The organism is Thermomonas brevis (genome assembly GCF_014395425.1).
In the GTDB taxonomy this organism is placed as follows: Bacteria; Pseudomonadota; Gammaproteobacteria; order Xanthomonadales; family Xanthomonadaceae; genus Thermomonas; species Thermomonas brevis.
This window is the reverse complement of record NZ_CP060711.1, coordinates 2,757,060-2,776,172: the sequence shown is the minus strand read 5'-3', so window position 1 is coordinate 2,776,172 and position 19,113 is coordinate 2,757,060. Positions and strand designations below refer to the sequence as shown.

Below are 19,113 nucleotides of genomic sequence, written 5' to 3'. Positions count from 1 at the left end.
CCCGCGGTCCGCTTACGGCTTGTAGATGCGGTCGAAGAAGCCGCCGTCGGCGAAGTGCTCGGCCTGCGCCTTCTTCCAGCCGCCGAACGCATCGTCGATGGTCACCTGCCGCACCTGCGGGAACTGTGCCAGCAGCGCCGCGGGCACGCCATCCGGCTGCGACGGGCGGTAGAAGTTGCGCGCGGCGATCAGCTGCCCCTGCGGCGAATACAGGTAGCGCAGGTAGGCTTCCGCCAGCTTGCGGGTGCCGTGCCGGTCCACGTTCTTGTCCACCCATGCCACCGGCGGCTCGGCCTTGATGCTGATCGATGGCGCGACGACCTCGAACTTGTCGCGCACCTTCGGATCGTTGAGGGTCAGCAGCGCCTCGTTCTCCCACGCCACCAGCACGTCGCCGATGCCGCGCTCGACGAAGGTGGTGGTCGCGCCGCGCGCGCCTGTGTCCAGCACCGGCACGTTCTTGAACAGCCGGGTCATGTAGTCCAGCACCTTGCCGCCGTCGCGGTATTCGCGCGCCGCCCACGTCCACGCCGCCAGGTAGTTCCAGCGCGCGCCGCCCGAGGTCTTGGGATTGGGCGTGATCACGCCGACGCCCGGCTTCGCCAGGTCGCCCCAGTCCTTGATGCCCTTCGGGTTGCCTTTGCGGACCAGGAACACGATGGTCGAGGTGTAGGGCGAACTGTTGTGCGGCAGGCGCGACTGCCAGTTGGCGGGCAGCAGCTTGCCCTTGTCCGCCAGCGCGTCGATGTCCGCTGCCAGCGCCAGGGTGACGACGTCGGCTTCCAGCCCGTCGATGACCGCGCGCGCCTGCTTGCCGGAGCCGCCGTGCGAGGCGCGCAAGGTCACGGTTTCGCCGGTCTGCTGCTTCCATTCGGCGGCGAAGGACTTGTTGAAATCGGCGTACAGCTCGCGGGTCGGGTCGTAGGAGACGTTGAGCAGTTCCTTGTCCTTCGCCGAGGCGACGGACGGCACCGAGAGCGCGGCCAGCAGGCCGAGCAGGAAAGAGCCGAGCGTCGTGCGATTGATGATGTTCATGCGTGCATTCTCACTGTTCGATGGGGTCGCTTCGATAGCGATCGTTCAGGGGTCGATAACCGATGATTCAGAAGGACAGTTGCGCGCGGGTGAAAAACACCCGTTCATCCGGACGGTCGCCGCCCGCGGCCGCGCCGCCGTCGAAGACCGTGCCGGCGTAGTTCGCCACCAGCTTGAGGCTGCGGGTGAGATACCAGTTGAGGGCGACACCCCAGCTGCGCGCGGCGCGCGCCGCCGTCGACGGGCTGGCGAACAGCGGGAACGCGTCCTCGTCGATGGCCAGCCGGCCGTAGCGGGCGGTCAGCTCTAGCGCGCCCCAGCCGTCCTGGCCGATGGCGAACGGCGACGAGGGCTGCTGCACGCCGCGGAAACCGGCGTCCTCGCCGGTCAACACCCAGCCCGCGGCGATCTGCCAGGCGCGGTTTTCCAGGGTGGCGCGCGTACCCGCGCCGACGCCGCTGGCGACGCGCACGTCCTGCGCGCTGCCGATCCATTCGCCCAGCAGCCCGAACGGCCCGCGATACCAGTAGCCCTGCACGGTCTTGCGCAGGCGCTGGCCGTCGGCGGCCACGTTGCCGCCGTAGCCGAAGAACTGCTCCTGGCCCGGCGTGCGGTAGCGCGGCAGGAAGTTGTTGCCGCCGCCGTAGGTGTCGCCGACGCTGGCGGCGACGCCCAGCCCCAGCGTGCCGAGGTCGCCGCCGGCGTTGCGGAACGGCTCCCAGAACAGCCGGCCGACGTATTCGAACTCGCCGTCGGGATTGGCGGTGACCGCATCGCGCCCGTCGACCGCGCCGTTGAACGCGCCGATGCCGTAGTTGAGCGCGCCGCCCAGCACGTCGCCCTGCAACTGCACGCCGATGTCGCGGCCCGGCGCCAGTTCGGACGGCAGGCCCAGCTCCACCTGCGCGGTGGCCGCGCTGGATTGCAGGCGCTCCAGCCCCAGCGGCGGCTTGGCCTTGCCGATGCGCACGGTGGCGCGCGGATCGAAGCGCAGGTCGATATAGGCATCGTTGAGGGTGGCGCTGTCGCCGGCGAACTGCGGATTGATGCGGAACGCCACCAGCTTGCCCCAGCTGCCTTCGAGGGTCGGCTCGACCCGGCGCAGCAGGAAGCCGTCGTTCTGCGACACGCTGCCGCTGAAGAAGCGGCCGTCGGCCTGCACCAGCGCGCGCAGCTTCAACTCGACCGCGCCGTCGGCGGACTTGATCGACACGCCCTTCTCGCTGGCGGCGAGCACCGGCGCGGACGCGGCCCTGGCTTCGGCCGCCTCGTCCTGCAGTTCGAGCTTGCGTTCGATGATGCGCAGGCGCTGGTCGAGGCTGACGGCCTCGCCGGCGTCCGTTTCGCCTGGCGCGATGCCGAGGCGCTGCTCCAGCGCGGTGATGCGCGCCCGCAAATCGTTGTCGGTGGGCTCGCCCGCATGCGCCAACGGCATGGCGAACGCGAGAGCAAGGGCAAGCGCGGTCAATCGACGGCGCGGAAGCCGGGACGCACCCGGCAGACGTTCGGACAGCATGGCTTCGGTTCCTGTTTTGGAGAGAGAAGACATGCCTCCGGCTGTCCGGTCGGCACGGAAAGGACGATGCGCTCAGCGCGCGTCGTGGTGGGTTTGGTCGAAACGGACTTTCTCGCTGCGGGTGATCTGGACGATGCGGGACTGGTGGACGACGATTTCCACCGTCCCGTAGGCGGTGTCGCGGATGGCGCGCAGGACTTCCGCTTCCGGCGAGGCCGGCGTGAACTCGGTCGGTTGCTGCTTCATGACGGGACTCCTGTTAATGACGCATCCATGCTTCGTGACTTGCGCGTTCGGTAAGGGTTGCAAGGCTGCGCCGATCCAGCACGCCGCACAGCGCCTCCCGCGTTTCCCACATCAGCGCGCGCACCGCGCAGTTGTCCGGGTCGGCGCAGTCCGCGCACGGCTCGTAGGCGGTCATGCTGGCGCAGCGCACGGGCGCCAGCGGGCCGTCGATGGCGCGGATCAGGTCGCCGACCATGACGTCCTCCGACGGCTTCGCCAGCGCATGGCCGCCCTGCGCGCCGCGCCGGCTCTCGACGAATCCGGCGCGGCGCAGGTCGACCAGGATCGCCTCCAGGAACTTCGCCGGGATGTTGGCGCGGTCGGCGATCACGTGCGCCTGCAGGCGCTCCCCTGCGGGCAGCGCGGCCAGGGCGCACATCGCGCGGAGTCCGTATTTGGCCTTGTTCGTCAACATTTCCTATCTTTTTTATAGGAACAGAATCCGGGCTGTCAACGCGTCTTGCGGCGATGCCCCCATGCCGCGCCGGCATATGCCGTATCGGCCCATATGCGCGCGGCGCATGTGTGCATGGCCCGCTTTCCTTTCCGTTCGCGCGGGGCGGCGCCTAGCCTGCATCGGCACTCCTTTGCACGCATCGCCATGTCGACCGCCGCCGCGCCCCAGATCGCCCCCTGAACGCCGACCAGCACGGCCTGCTGGCGCGCTTCGCCGCCGATGCCGACAACACGGCGCTGCTCTGGGCCTCCGGCTACCTGGCCGGGCTGGCGCAGGCGCTGACGCCCACCCCGCTCGCCGCCGCCACCGCGCCGGCCGCCGCCGTGCAGCCGGCCACGATCCTCTACGGCAGCCAGACCGGCAACGCCAAGCGCGCCGCCGAGGCGCTGCACGCCAGCCTGCAGGCGGCCGGCCTGCCGGCGCGGCTGGTGCGCGCCGACGCCTACGCCACCCGCGAGCTGGCCGGCGAGAAGCTGCTCTACCTCGTCGTCAGCACCCAGGGCGAAGGCGATCCGCCGGACGACGCCATCGGCTTCGCCGAATTCCTGCACGGCAAGCGCGCGCCCAAGCTGGCGCAGCTCAAGTACGCGGTGCTGGGCCTCGGCGATTCCAGCTACGCCGACTTCTGCGGCATCGCCCGCAAGCTCGACGCGCGGCTGGCCGAACTCGGCGCGGCCCGCGTGCAGGCGCTGGGCGAGGCCGACCTCGACATCGACACCGTCGCCGCGCCATGGCGCGAGCAGGCGCTGGGCCACGCCCGCGAACTGCTCAAGCCCGCGCCGACCGCGCACCTCGCCACCGTCACCCCGCTGCGTCCGCACGCCGCGCCGGCGTGGTCGCACGAGAAGCCTTTCGCCGCCGAACTGCTGGCCAACCAGGGCATCACCGGCCGCGAGTTCAAGGGCACGGGCTTCCGCCAGTACGGCGCGATCGACAAGGACGTGCGCCACATCGAGCTGTCGCTGGAAGGCAGCGGGCTGGCCTACGAGCCGGGCGACGCGCTGGGCATCCGCCACCGCAACCCGGATACGCTGGTCGATGCGGTACTGGAGGCGACGAAGCTGGACGGCGGCATCGCCGTCGAACACGAGGGTGCGTCGCTGCCGCTGTCGCGCTGGCTGGCGGACAAGCGCGAGCTGACCCGGCTGTCGCGTCCGCTGCTGGCGACGCTGGCCGAGCGCGCCAATGCGAGCGAGCTGGCGCAGTTGCTGGAACCCGGCAATCCGGCACTGGCCGCGCTGCTGAACGACCACCAGCTGATCGACGCGCTGCGCCGCTGGCCCGCCGCGTGGGACGCGCAGGCGCTGGTGGCCGCGCTGCGTCCGCAGGCGCAGCGGCTGTATTCCATCGCCTCCAGCCGCAAGCGCGTCGGCGAGGAAGCGCACCTGACCGTGGACGTGCTGCGCTACCGCGCGCACGGCTTCGACCACCTCGGCGCGGCCAGCGGCTTCCTCGCCGCGCTGGAAGAAGGCGCGCAGGTGCCTGTCTACATCGAACCGAACGAACGCTTCCGCGTCCCCCTTGATGCCGGCCGCGACATCATCATGGTCGGCCCCGGCACCGGCGTCGCGCCGTTCCGCGGCTTCGTGCAGGAGCGCGCCGAAACCGGCGCTTCGGGCCGCAACTGGCTGTTCTTCGGCGCGCAGCACTTCAACACCGGCTTCCTCTACCAGACCGAGTGGCAGGACGCCTTGCAGAAGGGCGAGCTGCACCGCCTCGACCTCGCGTTCTCGCGCGACCAGGTTGAAAGTCCGCACACGGATGTGCGGGCCCTTGCGAGGGATCCGCACAGGAAAATCTACGTGCAGCAGCGCCTGCGCGAGCGCGGGCGCGAGGTCTACGACTGGCTGCAAAGCGGCGCGCATTTCTACGTCTGCGGCGCGATCGGCATGGGCAAGGACGTGCATGCCACGCTGCTGGACATCGTGCGCGAGCACGGCGGCGGCGATGCCGACGCGGCGGCGGAATACCTGTCGAACCTACAGCGGGAGGGGCGCTATGCGCGCGATGTCTATTAAGCCCTCCCCTTCAAGGGGAGGGTTTGGGTGGGGATGGTGTTGTCCGTGCCCGGCTCCCGCATCACAAAAACACCATCCCCATCCCGGCCTTCCCCTTGAAGGGGAAGGAGAAAAGCAAACGCCATGAGCCACCCCTCCGTCGAAAAAATCAAACTGGAAAGCCGCCGCCTGCGCGGCACGCTGGTCGAAGGCCTGCTGGACGCCACCACCGGCTCGCTGAACTTCGAGGACCAGCGCACCATCAAGTTCCACGGCAGCTACCAGCAGGACGACCGCGACCTGCGCGACGAGCGCCGCCGCCAGAAGCTGGAACCCGCGCACCAGTTCATGATCCGCATCCGCGCGCCGGGCGGCGTGTTCACGCCGCAGCAGTGGCTGGGGCTGGACGCCATCGCCACCACCTGGGCGAACCATTCGCTGCGCGTCACCACCCGCCAGACCTTCCAGATCCACGGCGTCGTCAAGCGCGACCTGAAGGCGACCATGCAGGCGATCAACGCCGCCGCGATGGACACCGTCTCCGCCTGCGGCGACGTCAACCGCAACGTGCTCGGCGCCAGCAACCCGTTGCAGTCCGCGCTGCACGCGCAGGTGCACGACTGGGCGCAGCGGCTGTCGCTGCACTTCAAGCCGGCCACCCGCGCCTATTACGAAATCTGGCTGGACGAGGAGAAGGTCGCCGAAAGCGGCGTCGAGCACGAGCCGATCTACGGCGACGCCTACCTGCCGCGCAAGTTCAAGATCGCGGTGGCGGTGCCGCCGTACAACGACGTGGACGTGTTCGCCAACGACCTCGGCCTGATCGCCATCGTCGATGAAGCCGGCCAACTCGCCGGCTTCAATGTCGCTATCGGCGGCAGCATGGGCGCCAGCCACGGGATCAAGGAGCACTATCCGCGCGTCGGCAACGTGATCGGCTTCGTGCCGCCGGAGCAGGTGTTCGCGATCGCCGAAGCCGCCGTCACCGTGCAGCGCGACCTGGGCGATCGCGAGGACCGCAAGCACGCGCGCTTCAAGTACACCATCGACGACCACGGCTCGGAAAAAATCGTGGCGATGATGGAGGAGCGCGCCGGCTTCAAGCTGCGGCCCGCGCGCCCGTACCGCTTCGAGCACAACGGCGACCGCTTCGGCTGGGTCGAGAGCGACGACGGCCTGTGGCACCTCACCCTGTCGCTGCCCAGCGGGCGCATCGCCGACACGCCCGGCCGCCCACTGCTGACCGGCCTGCGTGAAATCGCGAAGGTGCATCGCGGCGAGTTCCGCATGACCTGCAACCAGAACGTCATCGTCGCCGGCGTGCCGGCGGACGAGCGCGCGCGCATCGACGCGCTGGTCGCGCAGCACGCGCTGGACCTGGAAAACCGCGCGCCCACCGCCATCGCCCGCAGCGCGGTGTCCTGTGTGGCGCTGCCGACCTGCGCGCTGGCGATGGCCGAGGCCGAGCGCTACCTGCCGGGTTTCCTCAACGTGCTGGAACCGCTGCTCGACAAACACGGCCTGCGCGAAGCGCCGATCCTGCTGCGCGTCTCCGGCTGCCCCAACGGCTGCTCGCGGCCGTACCTGGCGGAGATCGCGCTGGTCGGCCGCGCGCCCGGCCGCTACAACCTGTTCGTCGGCGGCGACCACCGCGGCATGCGCATGAACACGCTGATCCGCGACAACGTCACCGAGCCGCAGATCCTCGAAGCGCTCGATCCGCTGCTGGCGCGGTACGCCGCCGAGCGCGAACCGGATGAACGCTTCGGCGATTTCCTGCATCGCGCCGGCCTGGTCGAACTGCCGCCCTACCCCACCCACGTCCGCGTCGATCCGGCCGAAGCCGCCTGATCGCGCACCGTTCACGGAAGACGCCATGAGCACCCTCGATCCCGCCACCGTATCGCCCGAGGCGCTGGCCGATCTCAACCGCCTGCTGGGCAGCCTGGACGCGCGCAAGCGCGTCGAGTGGGCGTTGCAGCACATCCCCGGCGCGCACGCGCTGTCCACCAGCTTCGGCGTGCAGTCGGCCGTCACCCTGCACCTGCTGACGCAGGCCCGGCCGGACATCCCGGTGATCCTGATCGACACCGGCTATCTGTTTCCGGAAACCTACCGCTACGCCGACCAGCTGGTCGAACAGCTCGGCCTGAACCTGCAGGTGTACCGCCCCGGCATCGGCATCGCCTGGATGGAAGCGCGCTTCGGCAAGCTGTGGGAGGCCGGCAACGACGGCCTGCGCCGCTACAACCAGCTGCGCAAGGTGGAACCGATGCAGCGCGCGCTGCGCGAGCTGGACGTGCAGTGCTGGCACGCCGGCCTGCGCCGCGGGCAGGCGAACAGCCGCCGCGACATCGCCTATCTGGAAATCAAGGAAGGGCGCTTCAAGTTCCATCCCATCGCCGACTGGACCGACATCGACGTCGGCGCCTACATGCTGCTGCACGACCTGCCGGAACACCCGCTGGCGCGGCAGGGCTACGTCTCGGTCGGTGACGTGCACACCACCCAGCCGCTGAAGCCCGGCATGGACGTGGCGCAGACGCGCTTCTTCGGACTGCGCCGCGAGTGCGGGCTGCACTTCGACGAACCGGCCAGCTCCGCCGCATAGAAGAGTGGCGCAAGAATGTACGTCATGAAAAAGGCGCTCCGACGTGAGCGCCTTTTTCGCTTGCGATGGCGGCGAATGCAGCCGTTTACGCAGCCGCCTGCCAGCGCGGCGGCACCGGCCATTCCGCGGCGAGATTGCCTTCCAGAATGCGGCGCAGGTCGCGCGCATCGACCTGCGGCGCCAGCCCGTGCAGCAGCTCCAGCGCGTATTCGCGCAACACGCGTCCGCGCGGCACCACCGCCCAGGTGATGCATTCGGGCAGTTCCGGCGGCGCCGGGATCACCCGCAGGTCGTCGCCTTCGAGCTCGCCCACCGCCATCTCGGCCAGCAGGCCGGCGCCCAGGCCGGTGCGCACGTAGGCCACGATCAGGTTGGCGTCGCGCGCGGTCATCGCGATCTGCGGCTTCACGCCGGCCACCGCGAAGGCGCGCTGCAGCGAGGACTCCGGCAGGATCGAGGACTCGTAGGAAATCAGCTGGTGCCGCGCCAGTTCGACCAGGCTCGGCGCGCGGTTCAGCGCGGCCAGCGGATGCGCCTTCGGCACCAGCAGCACGCGCTGCCAGCGGAACAGCGGCACCGCCACGCCGCTGGTGGCCGGCGCGCTGCCGGCGGTGCTGATCAGGCCGAAGTCGGCCTCGTCCAGCTTGTCCAGCACCTCGGCGTCGCCGGAAGCGAACAGGTCCACGCTGACCTGCGGATAGCGGCGGGTGATATCGGCGATCACCTTCGGCAGCACGTAGCGCGCCTGCGTGTGGGTGGTCGCCAGCAGCAGGCGGCCGCGGTGTTCGCCGCGCTCGTTGGCGGCGTAGCTGCGGATGTTGGCGGCTTCGGACAGGATCTTGCGCGCGTGCTCGATCACCTTCACGCCGGCCGGCGCCACGCCTTCCAGGCTGCGGCCCTTGCGCAGGAACAGCTGGAAGCCCAGCTCGTCCTCCAGCTGCTTGAGCTGCTTGGACAGGCCCGGCTGGGTGGCGTGCACGCGCTCGGCCGCCTGGGTGATGTTGAAGCCGGAATCGGCGATGGCGACGAGGTAGCGGAGCTGGGTCAGGGTCATGGCGGCGGCCTTTATATCGCTATATCTGCATATAGCGATGAAGTATATCGGACTCTGTGGGCATATCCAGACAATGCTTATGCCTCTGGAGAATAAGCTGAAACCGGCCCGCCATTTCCCCCCGCCGATGGGCGGGCCTAGCGTGGCGGCATGCAAGCCTCGCCCGCCCCGTCGCTGTTCCCCCTGTTCCTCGACCTGCGCGGCCGCCGCGTACTGGTAGTCGGCGGCGGCGCCGTGGCCACCCGCAAGGTCGGCGCGCTGCTGGAGGCGGCCGCCGAGGTCGCCGTCGTCGCGCCCGCGCTGGATGCGGAGCTGGCGGCGCTGGTGCGCAGGAAACGCATCGCCCATCTCGGCGCGGCGTTCGATCCGGCGCAGCTCGACGACGCCTGGCTGGTGATCGCCGCCACCGACGATCCCGCCGCGAACCGCGCGGTGGCCGACGCCGCCAACGCGCGCCGGCTCTGGGTCAACGTGGTGGACGACGCGGAACTGGCAAGCGCCCAGCTTCCGGCGCGCGTGCAGCGCGGCCCGTTGCAGATCGCGATCTCGAGCGGCGGCGCGGCGCCGATGCTCGCGCGCCATCTGCGCGAACAGCTGGAAACGCAGCTCGATGAATCGCTCGGCGCGCTGGCGCAGCTCTTCATCGACCTGCGCGGCCGCATCCGCGACCGCCTGCCCGACCTGTCCGCGCGCCGCGCCTTCTTCCGGCGCGTGCTGACCGGCCCGGCGCAGGCGCTGCTGCGCCGAGGCGACGCCAACGCCGCGCGGCACAGCGTGGAAGCGGAACTGCTCGCGACGCCGCCCCCGCGCCGCGGCAGCGTGGCGCTGGTCGGCGCCGGTCCCGGCGATCCGGGCCTGCTGACCCTGCGCGCGCTGCGCGCGCTCAACGAGGCCGACGTGATCCTGCACGACCGCCTCGTTAGCGACGACGTGCTGGCGCTGGCCCGCCGCGACGCCGAGCGCATCGAAGTCGGCAAGCGCGTCGGCGGCAACCACGACGCCACCCAGCAGCGCATCCACGCGCTGATGATCGAACTCGCCGGCGCCGGCAAGCGCGTGGTGCGGCTGAAGGGCGGCGATCCGTTCGTGTTCGGGCGCGGCGGCGAGGAGCTGGAAGCATTGCGCGAACGCGGCATCGATTACGAAGTGGTGCCCGGCATCACCGCAGCAGTCGCCTGCGCCGCCCACGCCGGCATTCCGCTGACCCATCGCGACCATGCGCAGTCGCTGCGCCTGCTCACCGCGCAGGCGCGCAGCGGCGATGCCGAACATGACTGGGCCGCGCTGGCGCAGCCGGGGCAGACGCTGGCGTTCTACATGGGCGTGTCCGGATTGGAACGCCTGCGCGACAACCTGGTCGGCCACGGCCTCGCCGCGTCCACGCCGTTCGCGCTGGTCGAGAACGGCAGCCGCCCGCAGCAGCGTGTGGTCGCCGGCACGCTGGCGGAACTGCCGGAGCTGGCGCGCATCCACGCGGTGCAGGCGCCGGCGCTGCTGGTGGTCGGCGAGGTCGCCGCCTTCGCCACCCGCCTGCACTGGTTCGGCGACGCGCCGCTAACCAACGCCGACGCAGGATGTCGTGGCCTTGCCCGCGCCGCCTGATTCGCCTTCAAGAACATCTTTTCCGGAACAAGGACACACGCCGCCATGGCCCTCTACGACAGCATCCTCGACACCGTCGGCAACACCCCGATCATCAAGCTCCAGCGCCTCGCGCCGAAGCACGCCACCGTCTACGTGAAGGCGGAATCGTTCAATCCCGGCGGCTCGGTCAAGGACCGGCTGGCGCTGGGCATCGTGCTCGACGCCGAACGCCGCGGCCTGCTCAAGCCCGGCGACACCATCGTCGAAGCGACGTCCGGCAACACCGGCATCGCGCTGGCGATGGTCGCCGCCGCGCGCGGCTACAAGTTCGTGGCGGTGATGACCGAAACCTTCTCGATCGAACGCCGCAAGGCCATGCGCGCCTACGGCGCCAAGGTCATCCTGACGCCCGCCGCCGCGCGCGGCACCGGCATGGTGGAGAAGGCGAAGGAACTGGCGGCCAAGCACGGCTGGTTCCTGGCCAGCCAGTTCGCCAACCCGGCCAACCCGGCCTACCACCGCAGCACCACCGCCGCGGAAATCCTGCGCGACTTCGCCGGCAAGCGGCTCGACTACTTCGTCAGCGGCTGGGGCAGCGGCGGCACCGTGACCGGCGTGGGCGAAGTGCTGAAGGTCGCGCGCCCGGACGTGCGCATCGTCGCCACCGAGCCGGCCGGCGCGGCCCTGCTCAAGGGCGACGAATGGAAGCCGCACAAGATCCAGGGCTGGACGCCGGACTTCGTGCCCGAGGTGCTGAATCGCGCAGCCTACGATGAACTGCGCAACGTCGCCGACGAGGACGCCATCGCCACCTCGCGCCGGCTGGCCGCCGAGGAAGGCATCTTCGTCGGCATTTCCGCCGGCGCCACCACCGCCACCGCGCTGAAGCTGGCGGAAACCGCGCTGGAAGGCAGCGTGCTGCTGGCGATGCTGCCGGACACGGGCGAGCGCTATTTCTCCTCGCCGCTGTTCGCCGACATCAACGAGGGCAGCGACGACGAGTGGCTGGCGAGCTTGGGATAAGCGGCGACCAAACCGCACGGCCGGGCGCTTTCGCCGTTCCCGCGAAAGCGGCCCGTTTCCGGCGATCGGATGTCTGCCCGATCAGATTGCCACCCTGCATAGCTCGATGCTGCGGATCGCAGTCGCGGCGGCGCGCGCAAACGGCGCCCTGCGCCGATCACGCCCGCCGCGGAGGCCAGCGGTCGTACTTGGGCAACCGGGGATCCATCGCATCCCATGCCGCCGCCTGCGACACGAACACATCGGCTTTCGGCTGATAGAGGCCCGGGTCGTCCAGCGTTCCCGCGCGAATCGACAGCAGGCTTCCCACCATGTCGGCGTCGCCGACGATCTGCGCGCCGCAGCCGCCGCAGAACCCGCGCGCGATGGTGTGCCCGCTCCCGCCCCGCATCGCGTGATAGGTCAGGTTGCCGCTCACCTTTACTGCCGCGCGCGCGAAGAACATGATCGGCGCGTAGGCGCAACCGGTGCTCTTCCGGCAGTCATCGCAATGGCAATTGAACTGGAACACCGGTTCGCCGGTGGCGACATAGGACACCTGGCCGCACAGGCAGCGTCCTTCGTATGCGGGATGGGCGGTCGGGCTGGTAGTGTCCATGGCTCTTCTCTTCCAGATTGGGCGCGCGATCACTTCGGAATCCATCGAGCCCGCATCGGGCTCAACGGAACCGGGAATTCATTTGCGCCGAAGCGCATCCAGCACGCCATCCACCGCGTCGATGACGGCCTGCGGCGCATCGACCTGGATGTTGTGCCGGGTCATCGGCACCACGCGCTGTTCGCCGCGCGACGACATCGCCGCGGTGAGCCGATGCGCCGTCACCCACGACAGCCAGCCGGTCTCGCCGAACGACGGCGTCATGTCCCACAGGCTGTGCGTGAGCACGACGAGCGGCCTGTCCCCGAACGGATGCTTTCCGGCGAACAACCTGGCGTAGCGCGCATCGGCCGCCGGGTCGGCCGCGAACATGCTGCGGGCGAATTCCTCCGCCTGCGCCGCCTGGTATGCGGCAAGCGGCTGCAACCTGCGGCGCTCGGCGTTGATCCTGGCCCCGAGCTGCGGGCGCACCGGATCCGTGCACCGCGTGTAGGCCTCCTCGTCCAGCGGCCCCCGGCTTGCCTCTGCGGCACACTTGCGGAAGTGATCGATGCCGGCCCGGATGCCCTCGGCGTCATCCGCCCTCGCCTCGCCCGCCAGCTTGGCGCCGAAGCGCGGAGCCAGCAGCGGGCCGACGCGATCCCAGAGTCGTTCCTCGGACGGGTCCACCAGCACGAGGCCCGCCACCTGATCCGGATGCGTCGCCGCGTAGACCTTCATGTAGAAGCCGCCGAGCGAATGGCCGACCAGCACGAGCGGCCCCCGGATGCCGGCGCGCTCCAGCAGCGCGTGCAGGTCCCTGACCGCGTTTTCTGCTGTCGCAGGATGCGGCGACGGATCGCTGTAGCCCATGCCCGGACGGTCGTAGCTGCAGGCGCGCGTCCGCGTGGCGATGGCCGGCTGAATCAGGGCCCAGGTGTTCGACCAATCGCTGAGGCCGGATTCGAAGACCACCGTCGGACTCCCCGCGCCTTCGCAGTGGAGATTGATCCTGCGGCCCGGCTCGACTTCGATCCGGTCGTGGGGCCGGACGTAGGCCTCCTGCACCTGCTCGATCGGGATAACGGCAGGCGTCGCCGCCCATGCGGGCATCGCGGCAAGAACGCCGGAAAGCAGAAACCATCTTGAGCGCACGGCTCGATCCTCGTGGGTGAAAGAGACAGCGGCAACGCCCCGTTCGACGCGGCATCAGTACGGCGTGCCGTCCTTGCGGGTGAATCGCCAGTTGCCGGCGGTGCCGACGGCAACGAGGTCGTCGTCCGGATAGACAACCGAATCCCCGGGCGTGCGGTCGCCGATTTCGAGATAGACCGCATCGCGGTTGCTCTCATTTAAGAGCTGATGGGCGTCGCCGGAGCCGGCCTTGAAGCCGGCGCACATGCCCGGCTTCAATGGCGTACGGCCGCGGTCGGTAACAAGGGTCGGCTCGCCTTCCAGCACGTAGACGAACTCGTCCTGCCGCGCATGCGCGTGCCGCAGCGCGGACACCGCGCCCGGTGCCAGGCGGGTCAGGTTGATGCCGAAGTTCGCCAGCCCGAACAGTGCGCCCAGCGGCCGCTTCATGCGTCCGGCCATGCGTTCCGCGAACAGGGGCGGATAGACGGACGGCAGGTCGCGGACGGGCGCGCGGGCGGCGTCCACGGCCACCGGAAGTTCCGGCTCGCTCATATGATCGATTCGGGCACAAACGGCGATTCGCCATGCAGGCGATCCCGCAGGAAGCGGATGACCTCGTCGCGCGCCCGGCAGGTCGGCTCGCCTTCGGCGTCGATCAGGTGCGCGGTCAGGACGCTGTGCGGAACGCGCACGACGTCGCGGAAGAACGGCGGCGGGTTCGGATTGGCGGCACTGTCGGGCAGCGTGCGTCCGTCGAACCGCTCGCCCAGCGCGGCCCGGTACGCGGCGAACCGCGCGGCCCGGCAATGCACGTCGCCTTCGAACCGGTAGGCCAGCACCTTGAGGTCGTCGCGCTCCAGCCGCGCGCGCACCTGCGCGATCTCGTCCTGCCCCATGTCGATGTCCTCCGGCGCCTCCAGCGGCAGCGACGGCTGCGCCACCACCGGCGCGACGACCGCCGGCTCCAGCACCATCGACAGCGCGAAGTTGCCGGTGAAGCACATGCCGACCGCCCCGACGCCGGGGCCGCCGCATTCGGCCAGCGCCTGCCGCGCCAATGCACGCAGCCAGCGGGTGATCGGCCGGTCGCCACGGCCGGACAGCGCCTGGAACTCCATGCTCACGCAGGTCTTGCGGAACACGTCGATGGCCTCGGCCGCGCTGGCGACGGCGCCGTCGCGGCCGAACAGCGACGGCAGGTACACGCTGAAGCCCGCGTCGCGCACCCAGCGCGCGAACCGCGCCACTTCCGGTGAGATGCCGGGCATCTCCGGCATGACGATGACGGCGGGGCCGTGGCCGGTCACGTGGACGCGCCGGATAATGCCGTCAAATGCGAGCTCGCGCGGCTGGAAGTCCGCGAGCGCGTCGCCTCCCGCGCCTGCTCCTGCGGGTTCCCGCATCGGAATCGAAACGTCGTCCGCCGCCATCGCTGCCCCTCGCCCGAATGGATTCGCCGTCGCTAACTGCATGGCACGATGGCCATTTGAGCCGGTGTATCGCATTTCCGTCGAGTGTATGTAATGACTCTTTTCAGGCTAAAACGGACATACGATTTTGGCGCCGGATTGGCGTAAGGTGGCGCATCGCCACGCATGGCCCGCACTGCATGCGAACGAGAGGAGAAGCGATGCAGGATTTCGAGATCCTGGTGCTGGACGGCACCAATCCCAGCGGCGTCGCCATGACCCGCGACATCCTCGAAGCGGCGCGGCTGTACGCGGCGCGGACGGGACACGCGCTGCCGACGTGGTCCTTCCACTCGCCGGCCGGCGGCACGGTTCGGCTGCAAGGCGGGCTGTCGATCGAGACTCGGCGCCTGCCGGATCGCAGGACGTCGCAGGGCGCGGTGGTCGTGGTGCCCGGCCTCTGGGTCGAAAGCGCGCAGGGCATCCGCGACCGCATCGCGCGCGAGGACGCCCGGCGCGCGATCGCCTACCTGCGCCGGCGCGGCAAGACCGGCGCCACGGTCGCGGCCTCCTGCTCCGCCGCCTTCCTGCTGCATGCGGCGGGCCTGCTCGACGGACGCCGCGCCACCACCACCTGGTGGCTGGCTCCCGAGCTTGCGCGGCTGGCGCCGCACACCCAGCTCGAGGGCAACCGCATCCTCTGCGTGGACGGCTCCGTGGTCACCGCCGGCGCCGCGTTCGCGCAGTCGGACGTGATGCTGTATCTGCTGCGCCAGCGGTTCGGCGCCGCGCTGACCGAAGGCGTGTCGCGTGTGCTCCTGCTGCACGAGCGATCCGAGTCGGCGCAGTTCGTCGTGCCGGCGATGCTGGCCAGCGGCGATGCGCTGGTCTCGAAACTGACCAGGCGCGTCGAAGCCGCGCTGCCGGACATTCCGTCCGTGGCCGAACTGGCGAAAGAGCTGCACGTCTCCGAGCGCACCCTGGGCCGCCGCGTCCGCCACGCCACCGGCATGGGAACGAACGCGATGATCCAGAGCATCCGCGTGCATCGCGCCCGCGCGCTGCTGCGCACCAGCAGGATGAGCATCGAGCAGGTCGCGCTGTCGGTCGGCTATCGCGACGCCACCGCGCTGCGCCGGTTGATGCAGAAGGCGGTCGGCACCACGCCGGGCCAGGTGCGCGCGACGACATCGGTCGCCGAGCAAACCGGACGCCGCGTCCGGACGTCCCTGCGGAAGGCGGGTTGAGCCATGGCGCCCGTCCTGATCGTCACCGGCGGCTCGCGCGGCATCGGCGCCGCCACCGCCCGGCTCGGCGCGGAGCGCGGCTACGCGGTCTGCGTGAACTACCTGACCGCCGCACGCGAGGCCGATGCGCTGGTGGCCGGAATCGCGCGCGCCGGCGGCCGCGCGATGGCGGTGCGCGCCGACGTGTCGGTGGAAGCCGACGTGCTCGCCCTGTTCGACGCGGCCGACCGGATGGGCCGGCTCGCGGGGCTGGTGAACAATGCCGGCGTGCTCGAACGGCAAGGCACGCTGCTCGACATGGACGCCGCCCGCCTCTCGCGGATCATGGCGACGAACGTCGTGGGTCCGATGCTCTGCGCGCGCGAGGCGGTGCGGCGCATGTCCACGCGCCTGGGCGGCCACGGCGGCGCCATCGTCAACGTCTCGTCCGTTGCCGCGCGGACAGGCTCGCCCGGCGAATACGTCGACTACGCCGCCAGCAAGGGCGCGCTGGACACGTTCACGCGCGGGCTCGCCGCCGAAGTCGCGCGCGACGCCGTACGCGTCAACGCGGTACGCCCCGGCTTCATCCACACCGGCATCCACGCCCGCGGCGGCGAGCCGGGCCGCATCGATCGCCTGGCGCCGTCGATCCCGCTTGGCCGCGGCGGCACGCCGGAGGAAGTCGCGCGCGCGATCCTGTGGCTGCTCTCGCCGGAAGCCTCGTACTCGACCGGCGCGATCGTGGACGTGGCGGGCGGGCGCTGAACGCAGGCGGATTCAACTCGCCTGCGGTCGGGCGGCGCCGATCGGCAGGCGGGCGACGCGCAGCATCCGTTCCGACTGGAAGATCGCCGGATCGCGCAGGTAGTCGATGAACATGTCGGTGGCGTCGTCGCCCCAGAACAATTGGCCATCGCAGGCAATGGTCGGAACACCGAAGACCTGGTGCTCCAGTGCGCGCGCGAAGTTGTCACGAAGCGCGCGTTGCACGTCCTCGTCCGCCAACGCGGACGCGGCGCCGGACAGGCCGAGCCGCCGCGCCAGCGCCTCGATCCCGTCCGCATCCTCGACCGCGTTGCCCTCCTCCCAGATGTGGCGGAACACCGTATCGATCGCCTCCACCGTCGTGCCCGCCGCCACGCACAGCCGCAGCGCGGGCAGCGGATTGAACGGATGCGCGGGCGGGAACCGCAGCGGAATGCCATCGCGTTCGGCGCGCCAGACCACCTGCCGGTAGGTGAAGATACGCTTGGCCGGGATCTCCGCCGGCCCCTTGTGGCCGAGCTGGTTCAGCAGGCCGGCGAACAGCACCGGCCGGTGAATCAGTCCCGCGAGCGGAAGCCGCTGCAACCTCCGCCATTGCAGGTAGGCGAAGGGCGAAACGAAATCGAAATACCAGGTCGCGGGTGCGTCCATCGGCATCCTCCACCGCGAAGGGGTCACAGCAGGACGAGCAGGCAGGACGCGCCGGTGACGACGGCGAGCGCGCGGCCGACGCGGCGGGCGGTCTCCGGGTTCTGGAACGCCGCCCGGAACGCGCTGCCGAACACGGCCCACAGCGTGATCGATGGCAGGCCCAGCACGAAGAACAGCGCCACCAGCCTCCACACCGACGGCCAATAGGCGGCGCCCGCCAGCGTGTAGGCGCCGACGGCGCTCAGGCACATCATCCATGCCTTCGGATTCAGCACCTGGAACGCCGCCGCCTTGAAGAAGCCGATCGGTCTGTCCATCGCCGCGGAGCCGGTCGAACTCGAACGCCAAAGCCCGTGCGCCAGGTACAGCAGATAGGCGGCACCGACCAGCTTCAACGCCCATTGCACCTCGGCATGGCGCTGGAACACGACGCCCAGCCCGGCGGCGACGGCGAGCAGCAGGCACTGGAAGCCGGCCTGCACGCCCAGCAGCAACGGCAGCGTCCGCCGAAAGCCGAACGCCAGGCCCGAGGACGCCAGCATCAGGTTGTTGGGCCCGGGGGTGATCGACGAGACCAGGGCGAAGGCGGCGCTGGCCGCCAGCAATCGAACGTCCACGTGTTGGCTCGCATGCGCCGGACGGCGGCGCGGATGCGTCATTGAGCCAATCGCGCCGACGACAGGCCAGCGTCGGCGATGACGCGTTTCGGGACGAAACGGACATGGAATGGCACGCCGGATCGTCCGGCCCGCAACGGAGCGAGTCGCTCGCGCCGCGACGCTCCGCAGCCGCAAGCCTGCCTGGCCGATTCCGCATGGAAGATGTCGGTCCAGGCGCTCGCCTGTTCCGCTGCGCGGCGCTGCAATAGCCGCCACGCCCGGAGGTTCACCATGGCTATCGGATTCCTTGGCATCGGCACCATGGGCCTGCCCATGGCGAACCGCCTGTTGTCGGCCGGCGTGCCCTTGCGCATCTGGAACCGCACCGCCGGTCGCTGCGCGCCGCTTGTCGCCCGCGGTGCCATCGAGGCGCCGAGCGTGGATGCGCTGTTCGAGGCATGCGAGGTCGTGATGGTGATGCTGCTGAACCAGGAAGCCGTGGATGCCGCTCTCGGGCGAGGCCTTCCCGCCTTCGGCCGGCGCGCCCGCGATCGCACGGTGGTGATGCTCGGCACGACGTCCGCCGGCTATTCGGCAGGGCTCGCGGCGGACATCCATCGCCAGGGCGGCCGTTACGTGGAAGCGCCGGTGTCGGGTTCGCGCGGCCCCGCCGAGGAAGGCGCGCTGATCGGCATGCTGGCGGGAGATTCGCCGGTCGTCGACGCGGTCGAACCGCTGCTGCGTCCGTTCTGCCGCCAGATGGTGCGCTGCGGATCGGTGCCGTCGGCGCTGCGCCTGAAGCTGGCCGTGAACCACTACCTGATCGTGCTGGTGGCCGCGCTTGCCGAGGCGACCAAAGCGGCCGCCGCGAGCGGCGTGGATCTTGGCGTCTTCCGCGAAGTGCTCGATGCCGGACCGATGTCGAGCGCGGTATCCCGGGCCAAGCTCCACAAGCTGGCGACCGGCGATTTCGCTCCGCAGGCCGCGATCGGGGACGTGGCGAAGATCGCGCAACTGGTGCAGCGGCAGGCCCATGACGCGGGGGCCGATGCCTCGCTGATCGACGCGACGACGCAGCTATTCGCCGCCGCCCGCGCGCGCGGCCTGTCCGGCCTCGACATGGTGGCGGTGCTCGAGGACGGCGCGATGGAACGCGTGTCGCCCGAAACTCTATGAAGGGCGCG

The 19,113-nt window shown here is 70.2% G+C and carries 19 protein-coding genes; 8 read left to right on the top strand and 11 right to left on the bottom strand.

The features are described from left to right. Positions 1-12 precede the first annotated feature (12 nt). The 4 genes from H9L17_RS12910 to H9L17_RS12895 form a co-directional block, all read right to left on the bottom strand. Positions 13-1,035 carry a sulfate ABC transporter substrate-binding protein gene (locus tag H9L17_RS12910; RefSeq protein WP_223158055.1) on the bottom strand — a complete coding sequence of 341 codons (1,023 nt, stop codon included), beginning with the start codon at positions 1,033-1,035 and terminating at the stop codon, positions 13-15. Positions 1,036-1,102: 67 nt separating this feature from the next. Further along, complete coding sequence (locus tag H9L17_RS12905; RefSeq protein WP_187569836.1) at positions 1,103-2,551, bottom strand: OprO/OprP family phosphate-selective porin; 1,449 nt, start codon at positions 2,549-2,551, stop codon at positions 1,103-1,105. A 72-nt stretch (positions 2,552-2,623) separates the two neighbouring features. Beyond that, positions 2,624-2,797 (bottom strand): YezD family protein, encoded by a 174-nt coding sequence (locus H9L17_RS12900; RefSeq protein ID WP_187569835.1) that lies wholly within the window; start codon positions 2,795-2,797, stop codon positions 2,624-2,626. Positions 2,798-2,810: 13 nt separating this feature from the next. Next, on the bottom strand, positions 2,811-3,251 hold the full coding sequence (locus H9L17_RS12895; protein WP_187569834.1) for an RrF2 family transcriptional regulator: 441 nt from the start codon (positions 3,249-3,251) through the stop codon (positions 2,811-2,813). Between the two features lie 218 nt (positions 3,252-3,469). Between H9L17_RS12895 and H9L17_RS12890 the strand changes: the two genes are divergently transcribed. From H9L17_RS12890 to H9L17_RS12880, 3 genes are all read left to right on the top strand, one after another. After that, the gene (locus H9L17_RS12890; RefSeq protein ID WP_187571964.1) at positions 3,470-5,311 is read left to right on the top strand and encodes an assimilatory sulfite reductase (NADPH) flavoprotein subunit; all 1,842 of its coding nucleotides are present in this window, start codon (positions 3,470-3,472) and stop codon (positions 5,309-5,311) included. 123 nt (positions 5,312-5,434) lie between these two features. Beyond that, entirely contained in the window at positions 5,435-7,141 is a 1,707-nt protein-coding gene (cysI, locus tag H9L17_RS12885; RefSeq protein WP_187569833.1) for an assimilatory sulfite reductase (NADPH) hemoprotein subunit, read from the top strand. A gap of 25 nt (positions 7,142-7,166) precedes the next feature. Next, complete coding sequence (locus tag H9L17_RS12880) at positions 7,167-7,901, top strand: phosphoadenylyl-sulfate reductase (RefSeq protein ID WP_187569832.1); 735 nt, start codon at positions 7,167-7,169, stop codon at positions 7,899-7,901. Between the two features lie 85 nt (positions 7,902-7,986). On the opposite strand, the gene H9L17_RS12875 is transcribed toward H9L17_RS12880, so the two are convergent. Then, the gene (locus tag H9L17_RS12875; protein WP_187569831.1) at positions 7,987-8,955 is read right to left on the bottom strand and encodes a LysR substrate-binding domain-containing protein; all 969 of its coding nucleotides are present in this window, start codon (positions 8,953-8,955) and stop codon (positions 7,987-7,989) included. Positions 8,956-9,105: 150 nt separating this feature from the next. On the opposite strand from H9L17_RS12875, the gene cysG reads away from it, so the two are divergent. Both cysG and cysK read left to right on the top strand, forming a co-directional pair. Next, positions 9,106-10,557 carry a siroheme synthase CysG gene (gene cysG / locus H9L17_RS12870; RefSeq protein ID WP_187569830.1) on the top strand — a complete coding sequence of 484 codons (1,452 nt, stop codon included), beginning with the start codon at positions 9,106-9,108 and terminating at the stop codon, positions 10,555-10,557. 45 nt (positions 10,558-10,602) lie between these two features. After that, the gene (cysK, locus tag H9L17_RS12865; RefSeq protein ID WP_187569829.1) at positions 10,603-11,562 is read left to right on the top strand and encodes a cysteine synthase A; all 960 of its coding nucleotides are present in this window, start codon (positions 10,603-10,605) and stop codon (positions 11,560-11,562) included. 157 nt (positions 11,563-11,719) lie between these two features. Here the strand turns inward: cysK and H9L17_RS12860 are convergent, their stop codons facing one another. The 4 genes from H9L17_RS12860 to H9L17_RS12845 form a co-directional block, all read right to left on the bottom strand. Continuing rightward, positions 11,720-12,160: a GFA family protein gene (locus H9L17_RS12860; protein WP_187569828.1), complete on the bottom strand. Its 441-nt coding sequence runs from the start codon at positions 12,158-12,160 to the stop codon at positions 11,720-11,722. A 78-nt stretch (positions 12,161-12,238) separates the two neighbouring features. Beyond that, positions 12,239-13,294: an alpha/beta fold hydrolase gene (locus H9L17_RS12855; protein ID WP_187569827.1), complete on the bottom strand. Its 1,056-nt coding sequence runs from the start codon at positions 13,292-13,294 to the stop codon at positions 12,239-12,241. Positions 13,295-13,348: 54 nt separating this feature from the next. Further along, positions 13,349-13,828, bottom strand: coding sequence for a cupin domain-containing protein (locus H9L17_RS12850; RefSeq protein WP_187569826.1), 480 nt, complete (start codon positions 13,826-13,828; stop codon positions 13,349-13,351). After that, complete coding sequence (locus tag H9L17_RS12845; protein ID WP_223158053.1) at positions 13,825-14,583, bottom strand: dienelactone hydrolase family protein; 759 nt, start codon at positions 14,581-14,583, stop codon at positions 13,825-13,827. Before H9L17_RS12845 ends, H9L17_RS12850 begins: the two co-directional genes overlap by 4 nt. A gap of 323 nt (positions 14,584-14,906) precedes the next feature. On the opposite strand from H9L17_RS12845, the gene H9L17_RS12840 reads away from it, so the two are divergent. Continuing rightward, positions 14,907-15,932, top strand: a complete 1,026-nt coding sequence (locus H9L17_RS12840) for a GlxA family transcriptional regulator (RefSeq protein ID WP_187569824.1) — start codon at positions 14,907-14,909, stop codon at positions 15,930-15,932. Positions 15,933-15,935: 3 nt separating this feature from the next. Next, entirely contained in the window at positions 15,936-16,679 is a 744-nt protein-coding gene (locus H9L17_RS12835) for an SDR family oxidoreductase (protein ID WP_187569823.1), read from the top strand. A 12-nt stretch (positions 16,680-16,691) separates the two neighbouring features. On the opposite strand, the gene H9L17_RS12830 is transcribed toward H9L17_RS12835, so the two are convergent. Together H9L17_RS12830 and H9L17_RS12825 are read right to left on the bottom strand one after the other, a co-directional pair. Next, the gene (locus H9L17_RS12830) at positions 16,692-17,330 is read right to left on the bottom strand and encodes a 2-hydroxychromene-2-carboxylate isomerase (RefSeq protein ID WP_187569822.1); all 639 of its coding nucleotides are present in this window, start codon (positions 17,328-17,330) and stop codon (positions 16,692-16,694) included. 23 nt (positions 17,331-17,353) lie between these two features. Continuing rightward, entirely contained in the window at positions 17,354-17,947 is a 594-nt protein-coding gene (locus tag H9L17_RS12825) for a LysE family translocator (RefSeq protein WP_187569821.1), read from the bottom strand. A 273-nt stretch (positions 17,948-18,220) separates the two neighbouring features. Between H9L17_RS12825 and H9L17_RS12820 the strand changes: the two genes are divergently transcribed. Next, positions 18,221-19,105: an NAD(P)-dependent oxidoreductase gene (locus H9L17_RS12820; RefSeq protein ID WP_187569820.1), complete on the top strand. Its 885-nt coding sequence runs from the start codon at positions 18,221-18,223 to the stop codon at positions 19,103-19,105. Positions 19,106-19,113: the final 8 nt, after the last annotated feature.

Excerpts from the sequence above, each read along its gene's own strand:
- H9L17_RS12910 (WP_223158055.1), bottom strand. The coding sequence starts at position 1,035 with ATGAACATCATCAATCGCACGACGCTCGGCTCTTTCCTGCTCGGCCTG.
- H9L17_RS12905 (WP_187569836.1), bottom strand. The coding sequence starts at position 2,551 with ATGCTGTCCGAACGTCTGCCGGGTGCGTCCCGGCTTCCGCGCCGTCGA.
- H9L17_RS12900 (WP_187569835.1), bottom strand. The coding sequence starts at position 2,797 with ATGAAGCAGCAACCGACCGAGTTCACGCCGGCCTCGCCGGAAGCGGAA.
- H9L17_RS12895 (WP_187569834.1), bottom strand. The coding sequence starts at position 3,251 with ATGTTGACGAACAAGGCCAAATACGGACTCCGCGCGATGTGCGCCCTG.
- cysI (WP_187569833.1), top strand. The coding sequence starts at position 5,435 with ATGAGCCACCCCTCCGTCGAAAAAATCAAACTGGAAAGCCGCCGCCTG.
- H9L17_RS12880 (WP_187569832.1), top strand. The coding sequence starts at position 7,167 with ATGAGCACCCTCGATCCCGCCACCGTATCGCCCGAGGCGCTGGCCGAT.
- H9L17_RS12875 (WP_187569831.1), bottom strand. The coding sequence starts at position 8,955 with ATGACCCTGACCCAGCTCCGCTACCTCGTCGCCATCGCCGATTCCGGC.
- cysG (WP_187569830.1), top strand. The coding sequence starts at position 9,106 with ATGCAAGCCTCGCCCGCCCCGTCGCTGTTCCCCCTGTTCCTCGACCTG.
- cysK (WP_187569829.1), top strand. The coding sequence starts at position 10,603 with ATGGCCCTCTACGACAGCATCCTCGACACCGTCGGCAACACCCCGATC.
- H9L17_RS12860 (WP_187569828.1), bottom strand. The coding sequence starts at position 12,160 with ATGGACACTACCAGCCCGACCGCCCATCCCGCATACGAAGGACGCTGC.
- H9L17_RS12850 (WP_187569826.1), bottom strand. The coding sequence starts at position 13,828 with ATGAGCGAGCCGGAACTTCCGGTGGCCGTGGACGCCGCCCGCGCGCCC.
- H9L17_RS12840 (WP_187569824.1), top strand. The coding sequence starts at position 14,907 with ATGCAGGATTTCGAGATCCTGGTGCTGGACGGCACCAATCCCAGCGGC.
- H9L17_RS12835 (WP_187569823.1), top strand. The coding sequence starts at position 15,936 with ATGGCGCCCGTCCTGATCGTCACCGGCGGCTCGCGCGGCATCGGCGCC.
- H9L17_RS12830 (WP_187569822.1), bottom strand. The coding sequence starts at position 17,330 with ATGGACGCACCCGCGACCTGGTATTTCGATTTCGTTTCGCCCTTCGCC.
- H9L17_RS12820 (WP_187569820.1), top strand. The coding sequence starts at position 18,221 with ATGGCTATCGGATTCCTTGGCATCGGCACCATGGGCCTGCCCATGGCG.